The 17,104-nt window shown below is 65.8% G+C and carries 18 protein-coding genes; 12 read left to right on the top strand and 6 right to left on the bottom strand.

Going from position 1 to position 17,104, the window contains the following annotated elements; all coding sequences use genetic code 11:
• Positions 1 to 135 precede the first annotated feature (135 nt).
• The 8 genes from SPDO_RS00920 (at position 136) to SPDO_RS00955 (ending at position 8,402) form a co-directional block, all read left to right on the top strand.
• Positions 136 to 1,659, top strand: a complete 1,524-nt coding sequence (locus SPDO_RS00920) for a fumarate hydratase (protein ID WP_088365586.1) — start codon at positions 136 to 138, stop codon at positions 1,657 to 1,659.
• Between the two features lie 28 nt (positions 1,660 to 1,687).
• Positions 1,688 to 2,626, top strand: coding sequence for an alpha/beta hydrolase (locus tag SPDO_RS00925; protein ID WP_088365587.1), 939 nt, complete (start codon positions 1,688 to 1,690; stop codon positions 2,624 to 2,626).
• A 104-nt stretch (positions 2,627 to 2,730) separates the two neighbouring features.
• Positions 2,731 to 3,750, top strand: a complete 1,020-nt coding sequence (locus SPDO_RS00930) for a PIN domain-containing protein (RefSeq protein WP_143559554.1) — start codon at positions 2,731 to 2,733, stop codon at positions 3,748 to 3,750.
• A gap of 321 nt (positions 3,751 to 4,071) precedes the next feature.
• Positions 4,072 to 4,713: a DUF969 domain-containing protein gene (locus SPDO_RS00935; protein ID WP_088365589.1), complete on the top strand. Its 642-nt coding sequence runs from the start codon at positions 4,072 to 4,074 to the stop codon at positions 4,711 to 4,713.
• A complete protein-coding gene (locus tag SPDO_RS00940; RefSeq protein WP_088365590.1) occupies positions 4,710 to 5,612 on the top strand; it encodes a DUF979 domain-containing protein in 903 nt (300 codons plus the stop codon). Before SPDO_RS00935 ends, SPDO_RS00940 begins: the two co-directional genes overlap by 4 nt.
• The gene (locus SPDO_RS00945; protein ID WP_088365591.1) at positions 5,609 to 6,592 is read left to right on the top strand and encodes a DUF2891 domain-containing protein; all 984 of its coding nucleotides are present in this window, start codon (positions 5,609 to 5,611) and stop codon (positions 6,590 to 6,592) included. The genes SPDO_RS00940 and SPDO_RS00945 overlap by 4 nt, the downstream gene beginning before the upstream one ends.
• A gap of 69 nt (positions 6,593 to 6,661) precedes the next feature.
• Positions 6,662 to 7,597 (top strand): NAD(P)H-dependent flavin oxidoreductase, encoded by a 936-nt coding sequence (locus tag SPDO_RS00950; RefSeq protein ID WP_088365592.1) that lies wholly within the window; start codon positions 6,662 to 6,664, stop codon positions 7,595 to 7,597.
• A gap of 13 nt (positions 7,598 to 7,610) precedes the next feature.
• On the top strand, positions 7,611 to 8,402 hold the full coding sequence (locus SPDO_RS00955) for an enoyl-CoA hydratase/isomerase family protein (protein ID WP_088365593.1): 792 nt from the start codon (positions 7,611 to 7,613) through the stop codon (positions 8,400 to 8,402).
• 44 nt (positions 8,403 to 8,446) lie between these two features.
• Here SPDO_RS00955 and SPDO_RS00960 read toward each other — a convergent pair whose 3' ends face one another.
• On the bottom strand, positions 8,447 to 8,725 hold the full coding sequence (locus SPDO_RS00960; RefSeq protein WP_088365594.1) for a chorismate mutase: 279 nt from the start codon (positions 8,723 to 8,725) through the stop codon (positions 8,447 to 8,449).
• Positions 8,726 to 8,776: 51 nt separating this feature from the next.
• Here SPDO_RS00960 and SPDO_RS00965 point away from each other — a divergent pair, with 51 nt between their 5' ends.
• Together SPDO_RS00965 and SPDO_RS00970 are read left to right on the top strand one after the other, a co-directional pair.
• Positions 8,777 to 9,787, top strand: a complete 1,011-nt coding sequence (locus tag SPDO_RS00965; protein ID WP_088366287.1) for a polyprenyl synthetase family protein — start codon at positions 8,777 to 8,779, stop codon at positions 9,785 to 9,787.
• Positions 9,788 to 9,806: 19 nt separating this feature from the next.
• Complete coding sequence (locus SPDO_RS00970) at positions 9,807 to 10,139, top strand: SMR family transporter (protein WP_088365595.1); 333 nt, start codon at positions 9,807 to 9,809, stop codon at positions 10,137 to 10,139.
• A 9-nt stretch (positions 10,140 to 10,148) separates the two neighbouring features.
• Here SPDO_RS00970 and SPDO_RS00975 read toward each other — a convergent pair whose 3' ends face one another.
• Complete coding sequence (locus tag SPDO_RS00975) at positions 10,149 to 11,093, bottom strand: cation diffusion facilitator family transporter (RefSeq protein ID WP_088365596.1); 945 nt, start codon at positions 11,091 to 11,093, stop codon at positions 10,149 to 10,151.
• Between the two features lie 100 nt (positions 11,094 to 11,193).
• On the opposite strand from SPDO_RS00975, the gene SPDO_RS00980 reads away from it, so the two are divergent.
• Positions 11,194 to 12,375: a glycosyltransferase gene (locus tag SPDO_RS00980; RefSeq protein ID WP_088365597.1), complete on the top strand. Its 1,182-nt coding sequence runs from the start codon at positions 11,194 to 11,196 to the stop codon at positions 12,373 to 12,375.
• Between the two features lie 137 nt (positions 12,376 to 12,512).
• Here the strand turns inward: SPDO_RS00980 and SPDO_RS00985 are convergent, their stop codons facing one another.
• The 4 genes from SPDO_RS00985 to SPDO_RS01000 form a co-directional block, all read right to left on the bottom strand.
• A complete protein-coding gene (locus SPDO_RS00985) occupies positions 12,513 to 12,767 on the bottom strand; it encodes a hypothetical protein (protein ID WP_088365598.1) in 255 nt (84 codons plus the stop codon).
• Positions 12,768 to 12,956: 189 nt separating this feature from the next.
• The gene (ctrA, locus tag SPDO_RS00990; RefSeq protein WP_088365599.1) at positions 12,957 to 13,655 is read right to left on the bottom strand and encodes a response regulator transcription factor CtrA; all 699 of its coding nucleotides are present in this window, start codon (positions 13,653 to 13,655) and stop codon (positions 12,957 to 12,959) included.
• Positions 13,656 to 13,772: 117 nt separating this feature from the next.
• Positions 13,773 to 14,849 (bottom strand): AI-2E family transporter, encoded by a 1,077-nt coding sequence (locus SPDO_RS00995; RefSeq protein WP_088365600.1) that lies wholly within the window; start codon positions 14,847 to 14,849, stop codon positions 13,773 to 13,775.
• Between the two features lie 38 nt (positions 14,850 to 14,887).
• Complete coding sequence (locus tag SPDO_RS01000) at positions 14,888 to 15,475, bottom strand: cysteine hydrolase family protein (RefSeq protein ID WP_088365601.1); 588 nt, start codon at positions 15,473 to 15,475, stop codon at positions 14,888 to 14,890.
• Positions 15,476 to 15,850: 375 nt separating this feature from the next.
• Between SPDO_RS01000 and SPDO_RS01005 the strand changes: the two genes are divergently transcribed.
• Positions 15,851 to 17,101 (top strand): lipoprotein-releasing ABC transporter permease subunit, encoded by a 1,251-nt coding sequence (locus tag SPDO_RS01005; RefSeq protein ID WP_088365602.1) that lies wholly within the window; start codon positions 15,851 to 15,853, stop codon positions 17,099 to 17,101.
• Positions 17,102 to 17,104 lie beyond the last annotated feature (3 nt).

Below are 17,104 nucleotides of genomic sequence, written 5' to 3' on the forward strand. Positions count from 1 at the left end.
GGATGTTTTCGCCAGAGATCACCAGGGCAGGGAGCCGCCGCCGTTGATCGCGCGCGCAATGTCGATGGGGTCGCCACGCTGCCGGGTTCGCAGACCGGTTGCACTCACCGCCAGCGCGCCATAGTGCTCGGGTCCATGACCACGACGATCCGCGCCGCAGACCTGATCGAGAGCGTTGCCGATGCGCTCCAGTTCATCAGTTACTATCACCCGATGGATTACATCCGCGCGCTGGGCGACGCCTATGAGGCGGAGCAGGGCCCGGCGGCGAAGGATGCGATCGCGCAGATCCTGACCAATTCGCGGATGTGCGCCGAGGGCCACCGGCCGATCTGCCAGGATACCGGCATCGTCAACGTGTTCGTCAAATGGGGCATGGATTGCCGCCTCGACGATACCAGCCGCTCGATGCAGGAGATCGTCGACGAGGGCGTGCGCCGCGCATACCTCCACCCGGAGAACAAGCTGCGCGCTTCGGTGCTCGCCGACCCCGCCTTCACCCGCCGCAACACCAAGGACAACACGCCCTGCGTGCTCCACGTCGACATGGTGCCGGGCGCGACCGTCTCGATCGACGTCGCGGCCAAGGGCGGCGGCAGCGAGAACAAGTCCAAGTTCAAGATGATGAACCCCAGCGATTCGATCGTCGATTGGGTACTGGAAATGCTGCCGCAGATGGGCGCCGGCTGGTGCCCGCCCGGCATGCTGGGCATCGGCATCGGCGGCACGGCGGAGCATTGCGTGCTGCTCGCCAAGAAGGCGCTGATGGAGCCGATCGACATGGGCCCGCTGAAGGCGCGCGGCCCGAAGAACGATATCGAGGCGCTGCGCATCGAGATCTTCGACAAGGTCAACGCGCTCGGCATCGGCGCGCAGGGCCTGGGCGGCCTGTCGACCATCCTCGACGTGAAGATCATGGACGCGCCGTGCCACGCCGCGGGCAAGCCGGTGGCGATGATCCCGAACTGCGCCGCCACCCGCCACGCGCATTTCACGCTCGACGGCAGCGGGCCGGCGTACCTCGAGACGCCGAAGCTCGAAGAATGGCCGAAGGTCAACTGGACGCCCGACAAGGCCGCGATCCGCGTCGATCTCGATACGCTGACGCCCGAGATGGTGCAGGGCTGGAAGCAGGGCGACCGCCTGCTGCTGAACGGCAAGATGCTGACCGGGCGCGACGCCGCGCACAAGCGGATCAAGGACATGCTCGACGCCGGCGAGGAGCTGCCGGTCGAGTTCAAGGGGCGCGTGATCTACTACGTCGGCCCGGTCGATCCGGTCGGCGAGGAAGTGGTCGGTCCGGCCGGCCCCACCACCGCGACGCGGATGGACAAGTTCACCCGCATGATGCTCGACCAGGGCCTGCTCGCGATGGTCGGCAAGGCCGAGCGCGGGCCGGCGGCGACCGACGCGATCAAGGACGCCAAGAGCGCCTATCTGATGGCGGTCGGCGGCGCGGCGTACCTCGTCGCCCGCGCGATCAAGGGATCGAAGGTCGTCGGCTTCGAGGATCTCGGGATGGAAGCGATCTACGAGTTCGAGGTGGAGGACTTCCCCGTCACGGTCGCGGTCGACAGCGAGGGCAACAACGTCCACCAGCTCGCGCCGCTCGTCTGGCGCGAAAAGATCGCGAAGGAAGGTCTGCTTCAGCCCGCATAAGGGCGCAGCAGCTACAGGAGAGGGCGTCATGAGTACGCGGCATCTGGTCGATCCCGAACTGCTGCCGCTGCTCGACCTGTGGCCGGCGGTGACCATGTCGGCCGAGGTGCTGGAGCAGGCGCGCGGCTGGCCCGCGCCGCCGCCGCCCGCCGACGATGACGGCGTGGTCATGGAGCGGATCAGCGTGCCCGGTCCGGAGGGCGCATCTGACCTCGGCCTCGTCATCTTCCGCCCCGTGAAGCCGGTGCAGGGCGCCGGCGGCATCTGCCACATGCATGGCGGCGGCTTCGTGCTCGGCACGTCGGAGGGAAGCGCCACGCGCCTGCGCCCGATGGTCGCGGCGCTCGGCTGCGTCATCGTCTCGGTCGATTACCGCCTTGCGCCGGAAACGCCATTCCCCGGCCCGATCGAGGATTGCTACGCCGGCCTCGCCTGGACCTTCGCCAATGCCGCGCGGCTCGGGATCGATCCGGCGCGGATCGGCGTGATGGGCGAAAGCGCGGGCGGCGGGCTCGCCGCCGCGCTGGCGCTGCTCGCACGCGACCGCGGCGAACATCGCCTCGCGTTCCAGCACCTCCTCTATCCGATGATCGACGACCGCACCGGCGTGATCGACGGCGACCCGCTGACCGGCGAGTTCATCTGGAACCGCGACAGCAACCGCTTCGGCTGGCAGGCGATGCTTGGCGTGGCACCGGGCGGGGAAGCCGTCTCGCCCTACGCCGCCGCGGCGCGCGCGGAGGACCTCGCCGGCCTGCCGCCCACCTACATCGCGACCGGCAGCCTCGATCTCTTCCGCGACGAGAACATCGCCTACGCCCAGCGCCTCCTCGCCGCCGGCGTGCCGACCGAGTTCCACATCTGGCCCGGCGCCATCCACGGGTTCGACGGCGCCCCCGAGGCGGCGATCACGCGCGAAGCGAACCAGTCCCGCATTGCTGCGCTGTGCCGAGTGTTGAGGGGCTAGCAACCGGCTTCAGCACTGGTCTTTGAGGTCTGGGATTGACGGATTGCTAATCGACCGATCGTCAAGTGGTGGACCAACTTATGTGTGCCACTATAAAGGGGTGCATGGCTGATCTCCACGTCTTTATCGACACTAATGCTTGGCTAGCATTTTACGCATTCACAAGCGACGATCTCGAACAGCTTCGCAAGCTTATTGCGGTAATAAACAAAGACAAGGTTAAGCTATATACTAGCCACCAGCTAGTAGATGAGTTTTACCGAAACCGTGAGAAGAAATTACAGGAGTCTCTCGCGGCCTTTACCAGCTCCGGAGTGTCCAAGAGCGTGCCGCGCTACATGCGCAGCTTCCCGGAAATGGCAGACTATGATAAAGCAATGCAGAAGCTCGAAAAGCTGCGGAACGACATGATCGCTCGCTCCCGTGAGGAAGCTAAAAGCAAGGCTCTGGCCGCCGACAAGTTGTTTGCGGACGTGATAAAAGCCGCGCCACCTGAGAAGATCGACAACAAGCTGATCAGCGCGGCGTTGGACAGGCGCTTGCGAGGCAACCCTCCTGGCAAGCCAGATAAACTCGGCGATCAGATCCACTGGGAGGCATTGCTGCGTGACGTGCCCGATGGAGCAGATCTGCACATTGTCTCCAAGGATGGTGACTTCGAGTCGCCTCTTGAAAAGGGTGCCGCGCATGCATTCCTAGTTGATGAGTGGAGGGAGAAGAAGAACGGAAAGCTGACTCTGCACACGGAGCTTAAACCATTCTTCAACGCTCATTTTCCAACAATAAAGCTCGCAGTTGACGTTGAAAAAATTGACGCAATAGACCAGCTCGTGAACGCAGGGTTCTTCGCGGCCACTCACGTTGCTATTGCGCAGCTAATGGTGTTGGTAGATGCGCTTACTTGGGACGATGCAGATAAGATACTCACCGCTGGACTGGAAAACAATCAAATCAGGTGGATAGGCTCAGACAAGGACGTTCGGGAGTTTTATCAGAGCTTGATTGTCAAGTTCGACCAAAAGATCGATCCCGAGCGCAAGCAGTCATTGCTGGCTGTGTTCACGAAGGAAGAGGTTCAAACAGGACTCGACGCGATCGATTGGGAAGGCGATCCGCCGTTTTAGGTGCGAAGGCTAATTGCAGGCATGCGAACCTGCCGCTCGCTTCCTCTGAGTTCCTCTCACTTTGGATGATCGAGCGACCGCGTACAGGAACAGCGGCGGCCTAATGAACGGCTGCAACTGGCCGCTTTCTCTCGATCCGGTCTCACGAGTCATAATGCTCGGTGGATTGCTGAACCTGACTGATACGTACCCACCCTGCCGAACCACTTCGCCGCTTCGGGGTTGTCCCCGCATCGCTGCTGCCGCACAGATCGGCGGATGGTTTCCATGACATGGCGGTGCCCGGGACGGCGGCGGAGTGACGCGCGGGGGACGCGCTAGATGCTGGTCCTTGCCGGCATCGCGATCATCGCGCTCGGCTTTCTCCTGCGCTTCAACCCGATGCTGGTGATCGCCGCGTCCGCGCTTGTCACCGGGCTTGCTGCGGGAATCGATCCGCTCGCCATCCTTGCGGCGTTCGGCAAGGCGTTCAACGATACGCGCTACGTCACCGCCATCTATATCGTGCTGCCGGTGATCGGCCTGCTGGAGCGCAACGGCTTACAGGCGCGGGCGCGTGCGCTGGTCGGCGGGCTGAAGGGGCTGACGACGGGGCGGCTGCTGATGGCGTATCTCGGCTTTCGCCAGATCACCGCCGCGCTGGGGCTTACGTCGGTCGCTGGGCCGGCGCAGACCGTCCGCCCGCTGATCGCGCCGATGGCGGAGGCGGCGGCGGGGGAGGCGCATGATCCCGAGCGGGTGAAGGCGATGGCTGCAGCCACCGACAACATCGGGCTGTTTTTCGGCGAGGATATCTTCATCGCGATCGGATCGATCCTGCTGATGAAGGGCGTGCTGGAAGGGTATGGCATCTTCGTCGAGCCGCTGCACATGTCGGTGTGGGCGATCCCGACCGCGATCGCCGCCTTCGTCATTCACGGCGGGCGGCTGATGTGGCTTGATCGCAAGGCGCGCCGCGTATGATCGGGCTGAATTTCGTTTATCTTGTCGCGGGGGTCACGTTCCTCGCCTTTGCGATCCTCTCGTTCGTCGAGCGGCGCTGGGCCAACACCGGGTTCTACGGGCTGATCGCGACGAGCTTCCTTCTCGGCGACTGGCTGGGCGACATCGGCAATGGCGTGCTCGTCCTGGCGCTTGTGGCGATCGCCGCGAGCGGGCGGATGAGGCGCCGCGTCGCTGCGCCCGAGCCGACGGCGCTCGGCGCGATGGTGTTCGTGCCCGCGCTGGTGATCCCGGCGACTGCGCTGATCGGCACTTTCGTCTTCAAGCAATTTCCGGCGGTGTTCGACGGCAAGCAGGCGACCTTGGTGGCGCTGACGGTGGGCGTGCTGCTGGCGCTGGCGCTGTGCTACGCCTGGCTCCGGCCGGCGCCGGCCGAGCCGTTTCGTGCCGGACGCGGGCTGATGGACGACATCGGCTGGGCCGCCGTGCTGCCGCAGATGCTGGCGAGCCTTGGCGCGGTGTTCGCGCTTTCCGGCGTGGGCGAGGTGGTCGGGCGGCTGGCGGGGCTGGCGATCCCGGCGGGCAGCGTACTGGGCGCGGTGCTGGCGTTTGCGCTGGGCATGGCGCTGTTCACCATGGTGATGGGCAATGCCTTTGCCGCGTTCCCGGTGATGGCGGCGGCGGTAGGCATCCCGCTGCTGGTGCAGACCTATGGCGCTGACCCGGCGCCGGTCGCGGCGGTCGGCATGCTGGCGGGCTTCTGCGGCACGCTGATGACGCCGATGGCGGCGAACTTCAATCTGGTGCCGGCCGCGCTGCTCGAGCTCAAGGATCGCAACGGCGTGATCCGGGCGCAGGTGCCGACCGCGCTGCCGCTGCTCGTGTTCAATGTGCTCTTGTTGTGGTGGATCGTTGCATGACCCTGACGTCCGATGTCGCCGCCGGCTTTGCCCGGCTCACGCTGGGACATGTCGGCCAGCGTTATCCCTTCAAGCTCGATCAGGTACTGACCGGGCCGGACGATCTGCGCGAGCCGCATGAGATCCACCCAATTTTCCACGGCAGCTTCGATTGGCACAGCTGCGTTCACGGTTGGTGGCAGCTGCTGACGATCGCGCGGCTGTTCCCCGATCTGCCCGAAGCCGCAGAGATCCGCCGCCGCGCGGACGAGATGCTGGTGGCGGATAAGGTGACCGGCGAACTGGCGGTATTGGCGCGGCCCTATGCCGCCGGGTTCGAGCGGCCGTATGGCTGGGCGTGGGCGCTCGCGCTGCATGGCGAGGCGGCGCGGCATGATGCGGGCTGGGGCGCGGCGCTGGAACCGCTGGCGCGCGCCTTTGCCGAGCGGTTCCGCCAGCATCTGCCCAAGCTGACGTATCCGATCCGCGTCGGTACGCATTTCAATACCGCCTTTGCGCTGACGCTCGCGCGAGATTGGGCATGCGACCATGATGCGGCGCTGGTGAGGCTGATCGACGCGCGCGCGCGGGACTGGTTCGGCGAGGATCGCGGCTGCCAGGCGTGGGAGCCGGGCGGCGACGAGTTCCTGTCCTCTGCGCTGAGCGAGGCGCTGCTGATGAGCCGCGTGCTGGGCGACGGCTTTGCCGGCTGGTTCGACGTCTTCCTGCCCGACGCCGTCGCCGGTCGCCCGCAAAGCCTGTTCACGCCCGCCACCGTGTCCGATCGCAGCGACGGGAAGATCGCGCATCTCGACGGGCTGAACCTCAGTCGCGCATGGTGCTGGCGCTCGATCGCAGCCGCGCTATCGGCGCACCCGATCGCGCCAGTCGCGCGCGAAGCGGCGGACGATCATCTCGCCGCCAGCCTGCCGCATCTGGCGGACGATTACATGGGGACGCACTGGCTGGCGACGTTCGCGCTGCTCGCACTCACTGTTTGAAAGGGGCTGGCGCCAAGGCGCTGAGCGTGCGAACCCGATCTTCAAATAAAGGGAATCGGGAGAGGGCGAATGGCGCTGAAGACGCGCGTCACCGAGATGCTCGGGATCGAGAAGCCGATCATTCAGGCGGCGATGGGATGGATCGCGCGGTCTCACCTGTCGTCGGCGGTGTCGAACGCCGGCGGCATGGGGATCATCGAAACCTCCTCGGGTGATCTCGAGGCCGTACGCGGCGAGATCATCAAGATGCGCGAACTGACCGACAAGCCGTTCGGCGTGAACGTCGCGCAGGCGTTCGTGCGCGATCCGGGCATCGTCCAGTTCGTGATCGATCAGGGCATTCGCTTCGTCACCACCTCGGCAGGTGATCCGATGAAATATACCGGCATGCTGAAGGCGGCGGGTCTGACGGTGTTTCACGTCGTCCCCAGTCTCGCCGGCGCGCTGCGTGCCGTGGAGGCGGGGGTCGACGGCCTGATAGTCGAGGGTGGCGAGGGCGGCGGGTTCAAGAACGCCAAGGACGTCTCCACCATGGTGCTGGTGCCGCAGGTGGTCGAGGCGGTGAACGTGCCGGTCGTCGCGGCTGGCGGGATCATGGACGGGCGCACGATGGCGGCCGCGTTTGCGCTCGGTGCCGAGGGCGTACTGATGGGCACGCGCATCCTCTCGTCGGCCGAATGCCCGGTGCATGAAAATTGGAAAACGGCGATCGTCGAGGCCGACGCGACCGATACCGTGTTCCTCAACCGCAGCGGGCCGGGCCCGGCGCTTCGTGCCTTGCGCACCGATCGGACGACGCGGATCGAGAAGGAGGGGACGCCCAATATCTTTGGCGAGTTCGCCGACACGCAGGCGGTGTATTTCGGCGGCGATCTGGAAGCGGGGATCGCGCTTACCGGACAGGTGGCGGGCCGCATCCGCGAGGTGAAGCCGATCGCGCAGATCTTCGACGAGACGATGGCGGAATATGAAGCCACGGTCGCGCGCCTGGCGCGGGCCGCGTGAGGGGAGAGGAAGAATGAGCGAAGACGTAACCTATGAGGTGTCCGACGGCGTCGCGACGCTGACGCTGAACCGGCCGGAGCGGATGAACACCATCTCCGGGCCGATGCTCGACGAGCTGACGCGCCTGCTGGTGCGCGCGGGCGAGGACAAGGAGGCGCGGGTGATCGTGCTGACCGGCACGGGCCGCGCGTTCTGCGCCGGGCTAGACCTCAATGCCGCGCAAAAGGGCGAGGGGATCGGCTCTTCCTCCGCCACGTTCGGCGCGACGATCGACTTGCGCAACACGCCGCCCACCGTGCTTCACGCGCTCGACAAGCCGGTGATCGCCGCGCTCAATGGGTCGGCGGCAGGCTATGGTATGGATATGGCGCTGGGCTGCGACATTCGCGTGATGGCGGCGGAGGCGAAGCTGGCGGCGGCGTTCGTGAAGCGTGGCATCCTGCCCGAATCGGGCGGCACCTGGTTTTTGCCGCGCATGCTCGGCTGGGCGAAGGCGGCGGAGATCATCTTCACCGGCCGCACGCTGAGCGCCGCCGACTGCCTGAAAGAGGGCCTCGTCAACGAAGTGGTGCCCGCCGATCAGGTCGCGAACCGGGCGCGCGAGATCGCGCTGGAGATCGCCGCCAATGCGCCAATGGCGGTGCAGGGAGCGAAACGGCTGATGCGCATGGGGATGGAAGAAACCTTCGATACCCATGTGCAGCACGTCTATCTGCAGCTGCTGCCGCTGTTCCAGAGCGCCGACTTCAAGGAAGGCATGGCGAGCTTCCTCGAAAAGCGTACCGCCAATTTCACCGGCAAGTGATTGGCGCAGCCCTCTTTCTGTCGCGCGCAGAAGGAGGGCAGGCGTCAGCCCTGCAGCTGCCGATGGTGGCGGATCACCTCGTCGATGATGAAGCGGAGGAATTTTTCGCTGAACTCGGGGTCGAGCTCCGCCTCCTCGGCAAGCGCGCGCAATCGGGCGATCTGCTGATCCTCGCGGCCGGGATCGGCCGGGGGCAGGCCGGCTTCGGCCTTGTAGCGGCCGACCGCCTGCGTCACCTTGAACCGTTCAGCCAGCAGACAGACCAGGGCTGCATCGATATTGTCGATGCTCTTGCGATATCCCCTCAACACCTCGTCCGCCATTCGCGCCCTCCCATTGCGGCCTAGCGCCTGCGTCCGTAGAGGCAGTTGGAGATGAGCGCCACCGTCCAACGCCTTTCCGGCCATCAGCCGTCACTTGATCCGATGATTCACCTCGTCGCCGACGACATGAATCAGGTCAACGCCGCGATTGTCGATCGCATGCAATCCGACATTCCGCTGATCCCCGAGCTTGCCAATCATCTGATCGGCAGCGGCGGCAAGCGGATGCGCCCGATGCTGACGCTGGCGAGCGCGCGGCTGCTGAATTATGATGGCGGCCGGCATTACGGCCTCGCCGCGGCGGTCGAGTTCATCCACACCGCGACCCTGCTGCACGACGATGTGGTCGACGGATCGGACCTGCGGCGCGGCAAGCGCACCGCCAACATCATCTGGGGCAATCCGGCAAGCGTGCTGGTCGGCGACTTCCTGTTTTCGCGCTCGTTCGAGCTGATGGTGGAGGCAGGGAGCCTCAGCGCGCTGAAGATCCTGTCCAATGCCAGTGCGGTGATCGCGGAGGGCGAGGTGAACCAGCTGACCGCCGCGCGGCGCGTCGATCTCGGCGAAGATCGCTATCTCGAGATCATCAACGCAAAGACCGCGGCGCTATTCGCCGCGGCGTGCCGGATCGCGGCGGTGGTCGCCGATCGGCCGGAGAGCGAGGAGGCGGCGCTCGATGCCTATGGCCGCAATCTCGGCATCGCGTTCCAGCTCGTCGACGACGCGATTGATTATACGTCGGACGCCGGCACGATGGGCAAGGACGCCGGCGACGATTTCCGCGAGGGCAAGATGACCCTGCCGGTGATCCTCGCCTATGCGCGCGGCAGCGAGGAGCAGCGACAGTTCTGGAAGGATGCCGTCGAGGGCCGCCGCGACAGCGATGCCGACTTCGCGCATGCCATCGAGCTGGTGCGCTCCACCCGTGCGGTAGACGACACGATCGCGCGGGCGCGGCATTATGGGCAGCGCGCGATTGAGGCCATTGCGCCTTTTGCCGACGGCACGGCGAAGGATGCGATGATCGAGGCAGTCGAGTTCGCGGTGGCGCGCGTTTACTGATCACGCTGCGGCCGATCGCGTGGTAAGTTACGCCTATCTGGCGATTGCGATCGTCGCGGAAGTGATCGCCACGTCGTTTCTGAAGCAGTCGGACGGGTTCACCCGGCCGGTGCCGACGATCGTGATGGCGATCGGCTACTTGGTCGCCTTTTTCTTCCTGTCGCTGACCTTGCGCGAGGTGCCGACCGGCATCGCCTATGCCATCTGGTCGGGCGTCGGCATCGTCCTGATCACCGCGATCGCCTGGATCGTGCAGGGGCAGCGGCTGGATGCGCCGGCGGTGATCGGCATGGCGCTGATCGTCGCGGGCGTGCTGGTGATGAACCTGTGGTCGCGCACCACCGGGCATTGAGGCGCGAGGTCAGACGGCGCTCGACGGCTCCAGCACGCAGGGCGCGGCGCCCGTCTCGACCTGCAGCGTGGCGTGGCCGATGCCGAAATCGTGGTGCAGCATGTGCTGCACATCGGCGAGGAAGCTATCGCCCGGATGCCCAGCCGGCATCAGCAGATGCGCGGTGAGCACCGGCTCGGTGGTGGACATCGGCCAGATGTGCAGATCGTGCACCGCCGCCACGCCGGGCAGGGCGGCCAGCGCGCCTTGCACGCGATCATAGTCGATCGCGCGCGGCACGGCGGCGAGGCTCATTTCCACCGTCTCGCGCAGCAGGCCCCAGGTCTGCCAGAAGATCAGCCCGGCGATCAGCAGGCTGACGACCGGATCGATCCAGCCGAAGCCGGTGAGCCAGATGCCGATCCCCGCCAGCACCACGCCGGCCGAGACCGCCGCATCCGCCAGCATGTGGAGATAAGCGCCGCGAATGTTGACGTCGCCCTCGCGTCCGCGCGCGAACAGCCAGGCGGTCAGCCCGTTGATGACGATGCCGATCGCCGCCACGGCCGAAACGGTGAGGCCGGGGACGCTGGCCGGCTCCGTCAGGCGCTGCGCCGCCTCCAGCGCGATCGCACCCAGCGCCACCAGCAGCAGCAGCGCGTTGGCAAGCGCGGCGAGGATCGTCGATCCCTTCAGCCCATAGGTGAATCGCTTGGACGGCGGCGTGCGCGCAAGCGCGGCGCCGGCCCAGGCGACCGCCAGCCCGAGCACGTCGGACAGATTGTGCCCGGCATCGGCGAGCAGCGCGACCGAGCCGGTCCAGAAGCCGGCGCCTGCTTCCGCCGCGACATAGGCAAGGTTCAGCCCGATGCCGATCGCAAAGGCGCGGTCCCACCGGTCGGGCGGCGCCGGATGATGGTGGCCGCCGCCTTCGTGGCTGTGATCGTGCCCGTGTCCGTGATGCGCGTGCGCCATGGATGGGCGATTAGCAGCAGGTCAGTTGTGATGCCATGATCGGCTTGTCCCGCTTTTTGCAGCATGCCGCTTTAACCAGCGACCGGCTACAGCGGCGGCCATGCTTCGCGTTCTCACGCTTTCCAGCCTTTTTCCCGATTCGAGCCGACCCAATTTCGGCATCTTCGTCGAGCGGCAGACGTTGGGCCTCGCCGCGCAGTCGGACATTGCGGTGCGGGTCGTCGCGCCGGTGGGACTGCCGCCGTGGCCGCTGCGCCTTATGCCGCGCTTTCAGACGCTGGCGGCGCTGCCGCGCGCGGAAAAGTGGAAGGGGCTGGATGTCGAACGGCCGCGCTTTGCCGCGTTGCCCGGCACGAAGGGGCGGTTTCATGTCGCGGCGCTGACCCGCGCGCTGATCCCGGTGATGGACCGGCTGCGCGAGGACTTCGCCTTCGACGTGATCGACGCCTCCTTTTTCTTCCCCGACGGGCCGGCGGCGGTGGCGCTTGGCCGCCGCTATGGCGTGCCGGTGTCGATCAAGGCGCGCGGCGCGGACATCCACCATTGGGGGCGGCAGCCGGCGACCGCGGCGCAGGTGACGCAGGCCGGTCGGGCGGCAGACGGCCTGCTCGCGGTGTCGGGTGCGATGCGCGACGACATGGTCGCGATCGGCATGCCGGCGGAGCGGATCCGCGTGCATCACACCGGCGTCGATCTGGACCGCTTCGCGCCGGTCGATCGCGCCGCGGCGAAGGCGCAACTCGGCGTAGAGGGTCCTTTGGTCATCTCGGTCGGCGCGCTGATCGAGCGCAAGGGGCATGAGATCGTCGTGGAGGCCGTCGCGCGGTTGCCGGGCGTGTCGCTGCTGATCGCGGGCGAGGGGCCGGCGCGCGGGCGGATCGAGGCCGCCATTGCGCGCGGCGGTCTGGGCACGCGCGTTCGCCTGCTCGGCAGCGTGCCGCATGCAGAGCTGCCGCGGCTGATCGCGGCGGCGGATGTGATGGCGCTCGCCTCGCAGTCCGAAGGACTGGCCAATGCGTGGGTCGAGGCGCTGGCGTGCGGCACCCCGATCGTGATCACGGCCGCTGGCGGCGCGGGCGAGGTGGTGACCGCGCCTGAGGCGGGGCGCGTCGTCGCGCGCGATGCGGGTGCTTTCTCGGACGCGATCGCCGATGTGCTGAAGGCGCCGCCGTCTGCCGAGGCCGTGCGTCGCCATGCCGAGCGCTTCACCTGGGCGGTCAATGCGACGGCGCTGCAGGCGCACCTGCAGGCGCTGGTAACCGCGCACCGCACGGGCGCTTAGAGCCTGATCCAGCAACACTGGATCAGAGGCGGCGCCAACCCGCTCCCCACCCGACCTCCCTCAGCGTATTCTGATCGGTAGGCCGGGTGGGGAGCGGGCCGGTGCCGCTTCCCCGTACGTGGATAAAATTCAGGCGATCAGTTGAGGCTGGCGATCAGCTGATCGAGCTGTTCCCGGCCGAGCTTTTCCATGTCGCTGGCGGATTGCTGGCATGGCCGGGCCGAGCGGCGGGCCTGATCAATCGTGCAGCTTGCGGCGATGCGGCGAAGGCATGCGTTGCCCTCGCAACGCGGGTTGGCCACAGGCGCCGCATTGGGTTCCTGCGCGGCGCGCGCCGGCGTGGTGGCGAAAGCGGCGGCGGTGATGCCGGCGATAACAAGGATCTTGATCATATTTCCCCCCTTCAGTCGTAAGCGGGGGATGGCAGCGGTGCGACGCGACCCGGCGGCTGCCACGACCGATCGTCGCAGCACCGGGCAAGCAGCCGGCACCATGGCCGCCCAAGCGACCTGCCAGTTCGTGAAACAACCGCGGCGAACCCCCCGAGCGCCGGCGGCCTTGACCCCCCAAGCGGGTCGGCGTCAGGCGACCTTGGCGGCCACCTCGTCGGGTTCGCGCAGCACGTAGCCACGGCCCCAGACGGTCTCGATGTAATTCTCGCCCTCGCATGCCATGCTGAGCTTCTTGCGCAGCTTGCAGATGAAGACGTCGATGATCTTCAGTTCCGGCTCATCCATCCCGCCGTACAGGTGGTTGAGGAACATTTCCTTGGTGAGCGTGGTGCCCTTGCGGAGCGAGAGCAGCTCCAGCATCGCATATTCCTTGCCCGTCAGGTGGACGCGCGCACCGTCGACTTCGACCGTCTTGGCATCCAGATTGACCGACAGCTTGCCGGTGCGGATCACCGACTGCGAATGGCCCTTGGAGCGACGCACGACGGCCTGGATCCGTGCGATCAGTTCCTCGCGGTGGAACGGCTTGGTCACGTAATCGTCGGCGCCGAAGCCGAAGGAGCGGACCTTCGATTCCATTTCGTTGACGCCCGACAGGATCAGCACGGGCGTGGAAACGCGCGCGACGCGCAGCTTCTTCAGCACGTCATAGCCATGCATGTCCGGCAGGTTCAGATCGAGCAGGATGATATCGTAATCATACAGCTTGCCGAGGTCCAAACCCTCTTCACCGAGGTCCGTCGAATAGACGTTGAAGCTCTCGGCCGAGAGCATCAGTTCGATTGCCTTGGCGGTCGTCGGCTCATCCTCGATCAGCAGCACGCGCATCCGTCATCCTCCCGTTTGCGAGCATGTGCGGCACCCCGTCACGCCCCAACCGATCCATTAACCAAAGCACAAATGAACGTAAAAGGTAAACAGACGCTTAATCGTCCATTCACATAATTAATCTCTCGGCGTCCCCGCTGAATCGAACAAGGTGCGATGGCGCGCGCGCGGAATATCTTCGCCCAATGTGTCGCGAAGGTAGAGGCTGCGCACCAGCGTGTAGATCACGACCAGCATGGCGGCGGAGAAGAACAGGCCGAACAGCCCGAATACTGCTCCGATCGCAAGAATGGCGAACAGGGTAACGGCGGGCGGGATGGCGACCACCCGGCTGGTGACGAAGGGCGTGATGAAGTTCGTCTGCACCACGCGCACCACGGCGAAGACGGCCACGGTCAGCAGGACGTGGTGAAGCGATTTGGTTGCCGCCAGGCCGAGGGCCGGCACCATGGCGGCCAGCGGGCCGACATAGGGAATGAACTCGCTCAACCCGGTCAGCAGGCCGAGTGCAGGGGCGGAGGGCACGTCGACGAGCCACAGCCCAAGCCCGACCAGCACGCCCATCGTCGTCATCTGGATCAGCTGCGCGCGCAGCCAGAGCCGCAGCGTCGACCCGGTGTCGAGCAGCGCATCCTCCATCACCGCGCGCTTCGATGGCGGCATGAGGAGCAGAAAGCCGCGCTCGTAGATCTTGGGATCGACGGCAAAGAAGATCGCGCCGACCAGCACGAGCAGCGCGTTGAGCACGAACTGTCCCGCGCCCTGCGCCAAGCCGCCGATATCCTGCGCGACGCGGCTGCCGGCAAAGGCGGCACGCACCGCATCCACTACCTTTGCGCCGACCGGCGAGGTCGACAGCTGCGCGCCTAGCTCCGCCACGATGCCCGGGAGACGCGTGACCAGCACGTTGACCTGGGTGCGGAACTCGACGCCGAAGAGCCAGCCGAGAAAGACGATGATCGCCAGTACCGTTACGATGCCGGCGCCAAGTGCCGGCTTGGCCGATAGCCGAAGGCGATGTTCGTAGATCTCCGCAAGGGCGTGGATGACGATCGCGCCCAGGATCGAGCCAAAGGCGAGGATCAGGAGGTCGCCGGTGAAATACAGCGCCGCGGCCAGCGCGCCGACGCCCAGCGTCAGGAACAACCGGCGTATATAGCGGGCGTCGTCTTCGTCAGGAGAAAGCCGGTTCATTGCGGGCGACCGTGGCATGCCGCTGCGGCGGCGGCAACTCAGCCCGTGTGCCCGGCGCGCACCTTGGGCGTGGTCGCGAGCCAGTCGGCCAGCGAAAGCTCGCTGGTGGGCCGGATCTCTGCGCTCATGCCGTTCTGCATCATCTCCAGCGCCCAGCGAGCCCGCTCGTCATGATGCGAGGCGACCAGGTCGCGTGGCACCCACAGGTCGTATTCGCGCATATGCGCGTCGGCCGCGGTGAACAGCACGCAAATGTCTGCCGCCACCCCGATCACCACCAGCCGCGAGACGCCCAATCGCGGCAGCAGCGCGGGCAGCGTCGTGGCGTAGAAGCCAGAGGATTCGGGCTTGATGACGAAATAGTCGCCCTGCTCGGGCGCAAGCTGCCGGATCACGTGGCCGCCCTTGCCCGCGATCGCGAAGGCGATCAGCTGGCTGGGCTCGTCATGCCAGCGGCCGTAATTGTCGTTGACGAAGATCACCGGCACCTTCGCCGCGCGCGCCTGCTGACGGAATTCACGCAGCGGCGCGACCATCTCGGCGACGATTTCCTTTAGCGCATCCCCGCCGTCGAAATCGAACGTATTGAGCAGATCGATGATAAGGATAGCGGCCTTGCCGTTCATGCCAATTGCCTGTGATGGTAGATCGAAAAACGATCCGGCACGGCTTTTGCCGCATCGCCAAAGCAACAATCGTGATGATCCAAATCAAGCGAAGGTAGAAAAGCAAACGCCCGGATCGTTTCCGACCCGGGCGCCTGCGTGACGATTGCTCGTCAGCCCCCTTGTGCCTCCGTCCACGCGCCTGATTTATCAGGCGGGACTGGAAGCTTTCCCCGAACCACGGCCTTTGCCTGTGTGCCAGTGACAGTATTGCTACGTAATGATCAGCGAGGCGTCCACGAAAATGAACGGGAGCTAAACCGATTGCGGCATCGCTGTGTTTATTACGCAACAGCGCCGTTGCCAGCCCGCGTGGCCCTCGATAGACGCTGAGCCATGATCCTGTCGCGCTACGAACGAATGATCGCGCGGCGCTATCTGCTTCCCGGGCGCGGCGAGCGCTTCATTGTTCTCGTGGCTGGCTTCAGCCTCGGGGCGGTGATGCTGGGGGTGGCGGCGCTCGTGATCGTGATGAGCGTCATGAACGGCTTTCGCGCCGAACTCTTTGACAAAATCGTCGGATTGAACGGCCATGCGGTCGTCCAGGGCATCGGCGGGCGGCTGACCGATTGGCGCGACGTGGTGCGCGAGGCGCAGGCGACGCCGGGCGTCACCAGCGCGGTGCCGTTGGTCGAGCAGCCGCTGATGTCCACCTACAATGGCCGTGTCGAGGCGGTGCTGGTGCGCGGCATGCGCGTGCAGGACCTCCGCTCCAACACGACGATCGGCAGCAAGGTGATCGCGGGTACGATCAGTTCGCTGACGCCGGGGTCGAACCGCGTCGCGCTGGGCTCGCGGCTGGCCGAATCGCTCGGTGCGACGGTCGGCTCCGAAATCACGCTGATCAATCCCGCCGGGCAGACGACGCCGTTCGGCACCGTACCGCGTTACGTCAATTACACGGTGGCCGCGGTGTTCGAGATCGGCGTGTACGATTTCGACAAGGCTTATGTGATCATGCCGATGGAGGATGCGCAGACGCTGCTGCTGCTCGGCGATGCGGTGGGCATGATCGAACTCGACACGGTGAACGCCGACAAGGTTGGCCAGATCCTGGCGCCGCTCGCGGAAAAGGTCGGCCGCTTCGCCGTGGTGAGCGACTGGCGGCAGATGAACGCGCAATTGTTCGAGGCGCTGGCGGTGGAGCGCGTGGCGATGTTCGTCGTGCTGTGCATCATCATCCTGGTCGCGGCGTTCAACATCGCTTCCTCGCTGATCATGCTGGTGCGTGCCAAGACGCGCGACATCGCGATCCTGCGCACCATGGGCGCGACGCGCGGGGCCATGATGCGGATATTCATGACGGTGGGGGTGACGATCGGCACGCTGGGGATCATCGCCGGGCTGATCCTGGGCGCGGTGTTCCTGTTCTATCGGCAGGTGGTGGTGAATTTCGTCCAGTTCGTCACGGGTCAGGAGCTGTGGGATCCCTCGATCCGCTATCTGACCGAGCTGCCGTCCAAGCCCGATCCGGTGGAGATCGTCGCCATCGTGCTGATCACCGCACTGATGACGCTGCTGGCGACCGTCTATCCGGCGTACAAGGCGGCGAGCACGGATCCCGTTCAGGTGCTGCGTTATGAATGAGGC

This window comes from Sphingomonas dokdonensis (assembly GCF_002197685.1).
In the GTDB taxonomy this organism is placed as follows: domain Bacteria; phylum Pseudomonadota; class Alphaproteobacteria; order Sphingomonadales; family Sphingomonadaceae; genus Sphingomonas; species Sphingomonas dokdonensis.

Bases quoted from the DNA above. Each gene is read 5' to 3' on its own strand.
- SPDO_RS00920 (WP_088365586.1), top strand. From the start codon at position 136: ATGACCACGACGATCCGCGCCGCAGACCTGATCGAGAGCGTTGCCGAT.
- SPDO_RS00925 (WP_088365587.1), top strand. From the start codon at position 1,688: ATGAGTACGCGGCATCTGGTCGATCCCGAACTGCTGCCGCTGCTCGAC.
- SPDO_RS00930 (WP_143559554.1), top strand. From the start codon at position 2,731: ATGGCTGATCTCCACGTCTTTATCGACACTAATGCTTGGCTAGCATTT.
- SPDO_RS00935 (WP_088365589.1), top strand. From the start codon at position 4,072: ATGCTGGTCCTTGCCGGCATCGCGATCATCGCGCTCGGCTTTCTCCTG.
- SPDO_RS00940 (WP_088365590.1), top strand. From the start codon at position 4,710: ATGATCGGGCTGAATTTCGTTTATCTTGTCGCGGGGGTCACGTTCCTC.
- SPDO_RS00945 (WP_088365591.1), top strand. From the start codon at position 5,609: ATGACCCTGACGTCCGATGTCGCCGCCGGCTTTGCCCGGCTCACGCTG.
- SPDO_RS00950 (WP_088365592.1), top strand. From the start codon at position 6,662: ATGGCGCTGAAGACGCGCGTCACCGAGATGCTCGGGATCGAGAAGCCG.
- SPDO_RS00955 (WP_088365593.1), top strand. From the start codon at position 7,611: ATGAGCGAAGACGTAACCTATGAGGTGTCCGACGGCGTCGCGACGCTG.
- SPDO_RS00960 (WP_088365594.1), bottom strand. From the start codon at position 8,725: ATGGCGGACGAGGTGTTGAGGGGATATCGCAAGAGCATCGACAATATC.
- SPDO_RS00965 (WP_088366287.1), top strand. From the start codon at position 8,777: ATGAGCGCCACCGTCCAACGCCTTTCCGGCCATCAGCCGTCACTTGAT.
- SPDO_RS00975 (WP_088365596.1), bottom strand. From the start codon at position 11,093: ATGGCGCACGCGCATCACGGACACGGGCACGATCACAGCCACGAAGGC.
- SPDO_RS00980 (WP_088365597.1), top strand. From the start codon at position 11,194: ATGCTTCGCGTTCTCACGCTTTCCAGCCTTTTTCCCGATTCGAGCCGA.
- SPDO_RS00985 (WP_088365598.1), bottom strand. From the start codon at position 12,767: ATGATCAAGATCCTTGTTATCGCCGGCATCACCGCCGCCGCTTTCGCC.
- ctrA (WP_088365599.1), bottom strand. From the start codon at position 13,655: ATGCGCGTGCTGCTGATCGAGGATGAGCCGACGACCGCCAAGGCAATC.
- SPDO_RS00995 (WP_088365600.1), bottom strand. From the start codon at position 14,849: ATGAACCGGCTTTCTCCTGACGAAGACGACGCCCGCTATATACGCCGG.
- SPDO_RS01000 (WP_088365601.1), bottom strand. From the start codon at position 15,475: ATGAACGGCAAGGCCGCTATCCTTATCATCGATCTGCTCAATACGTTC.
- SPDO_RS01005 (WP_088365602.1), top strand. From the start codon at position 15,851: ATGATCCTGTCGCGCTACGAACGAATGATCGCGCGGCGCTATCTGCTT.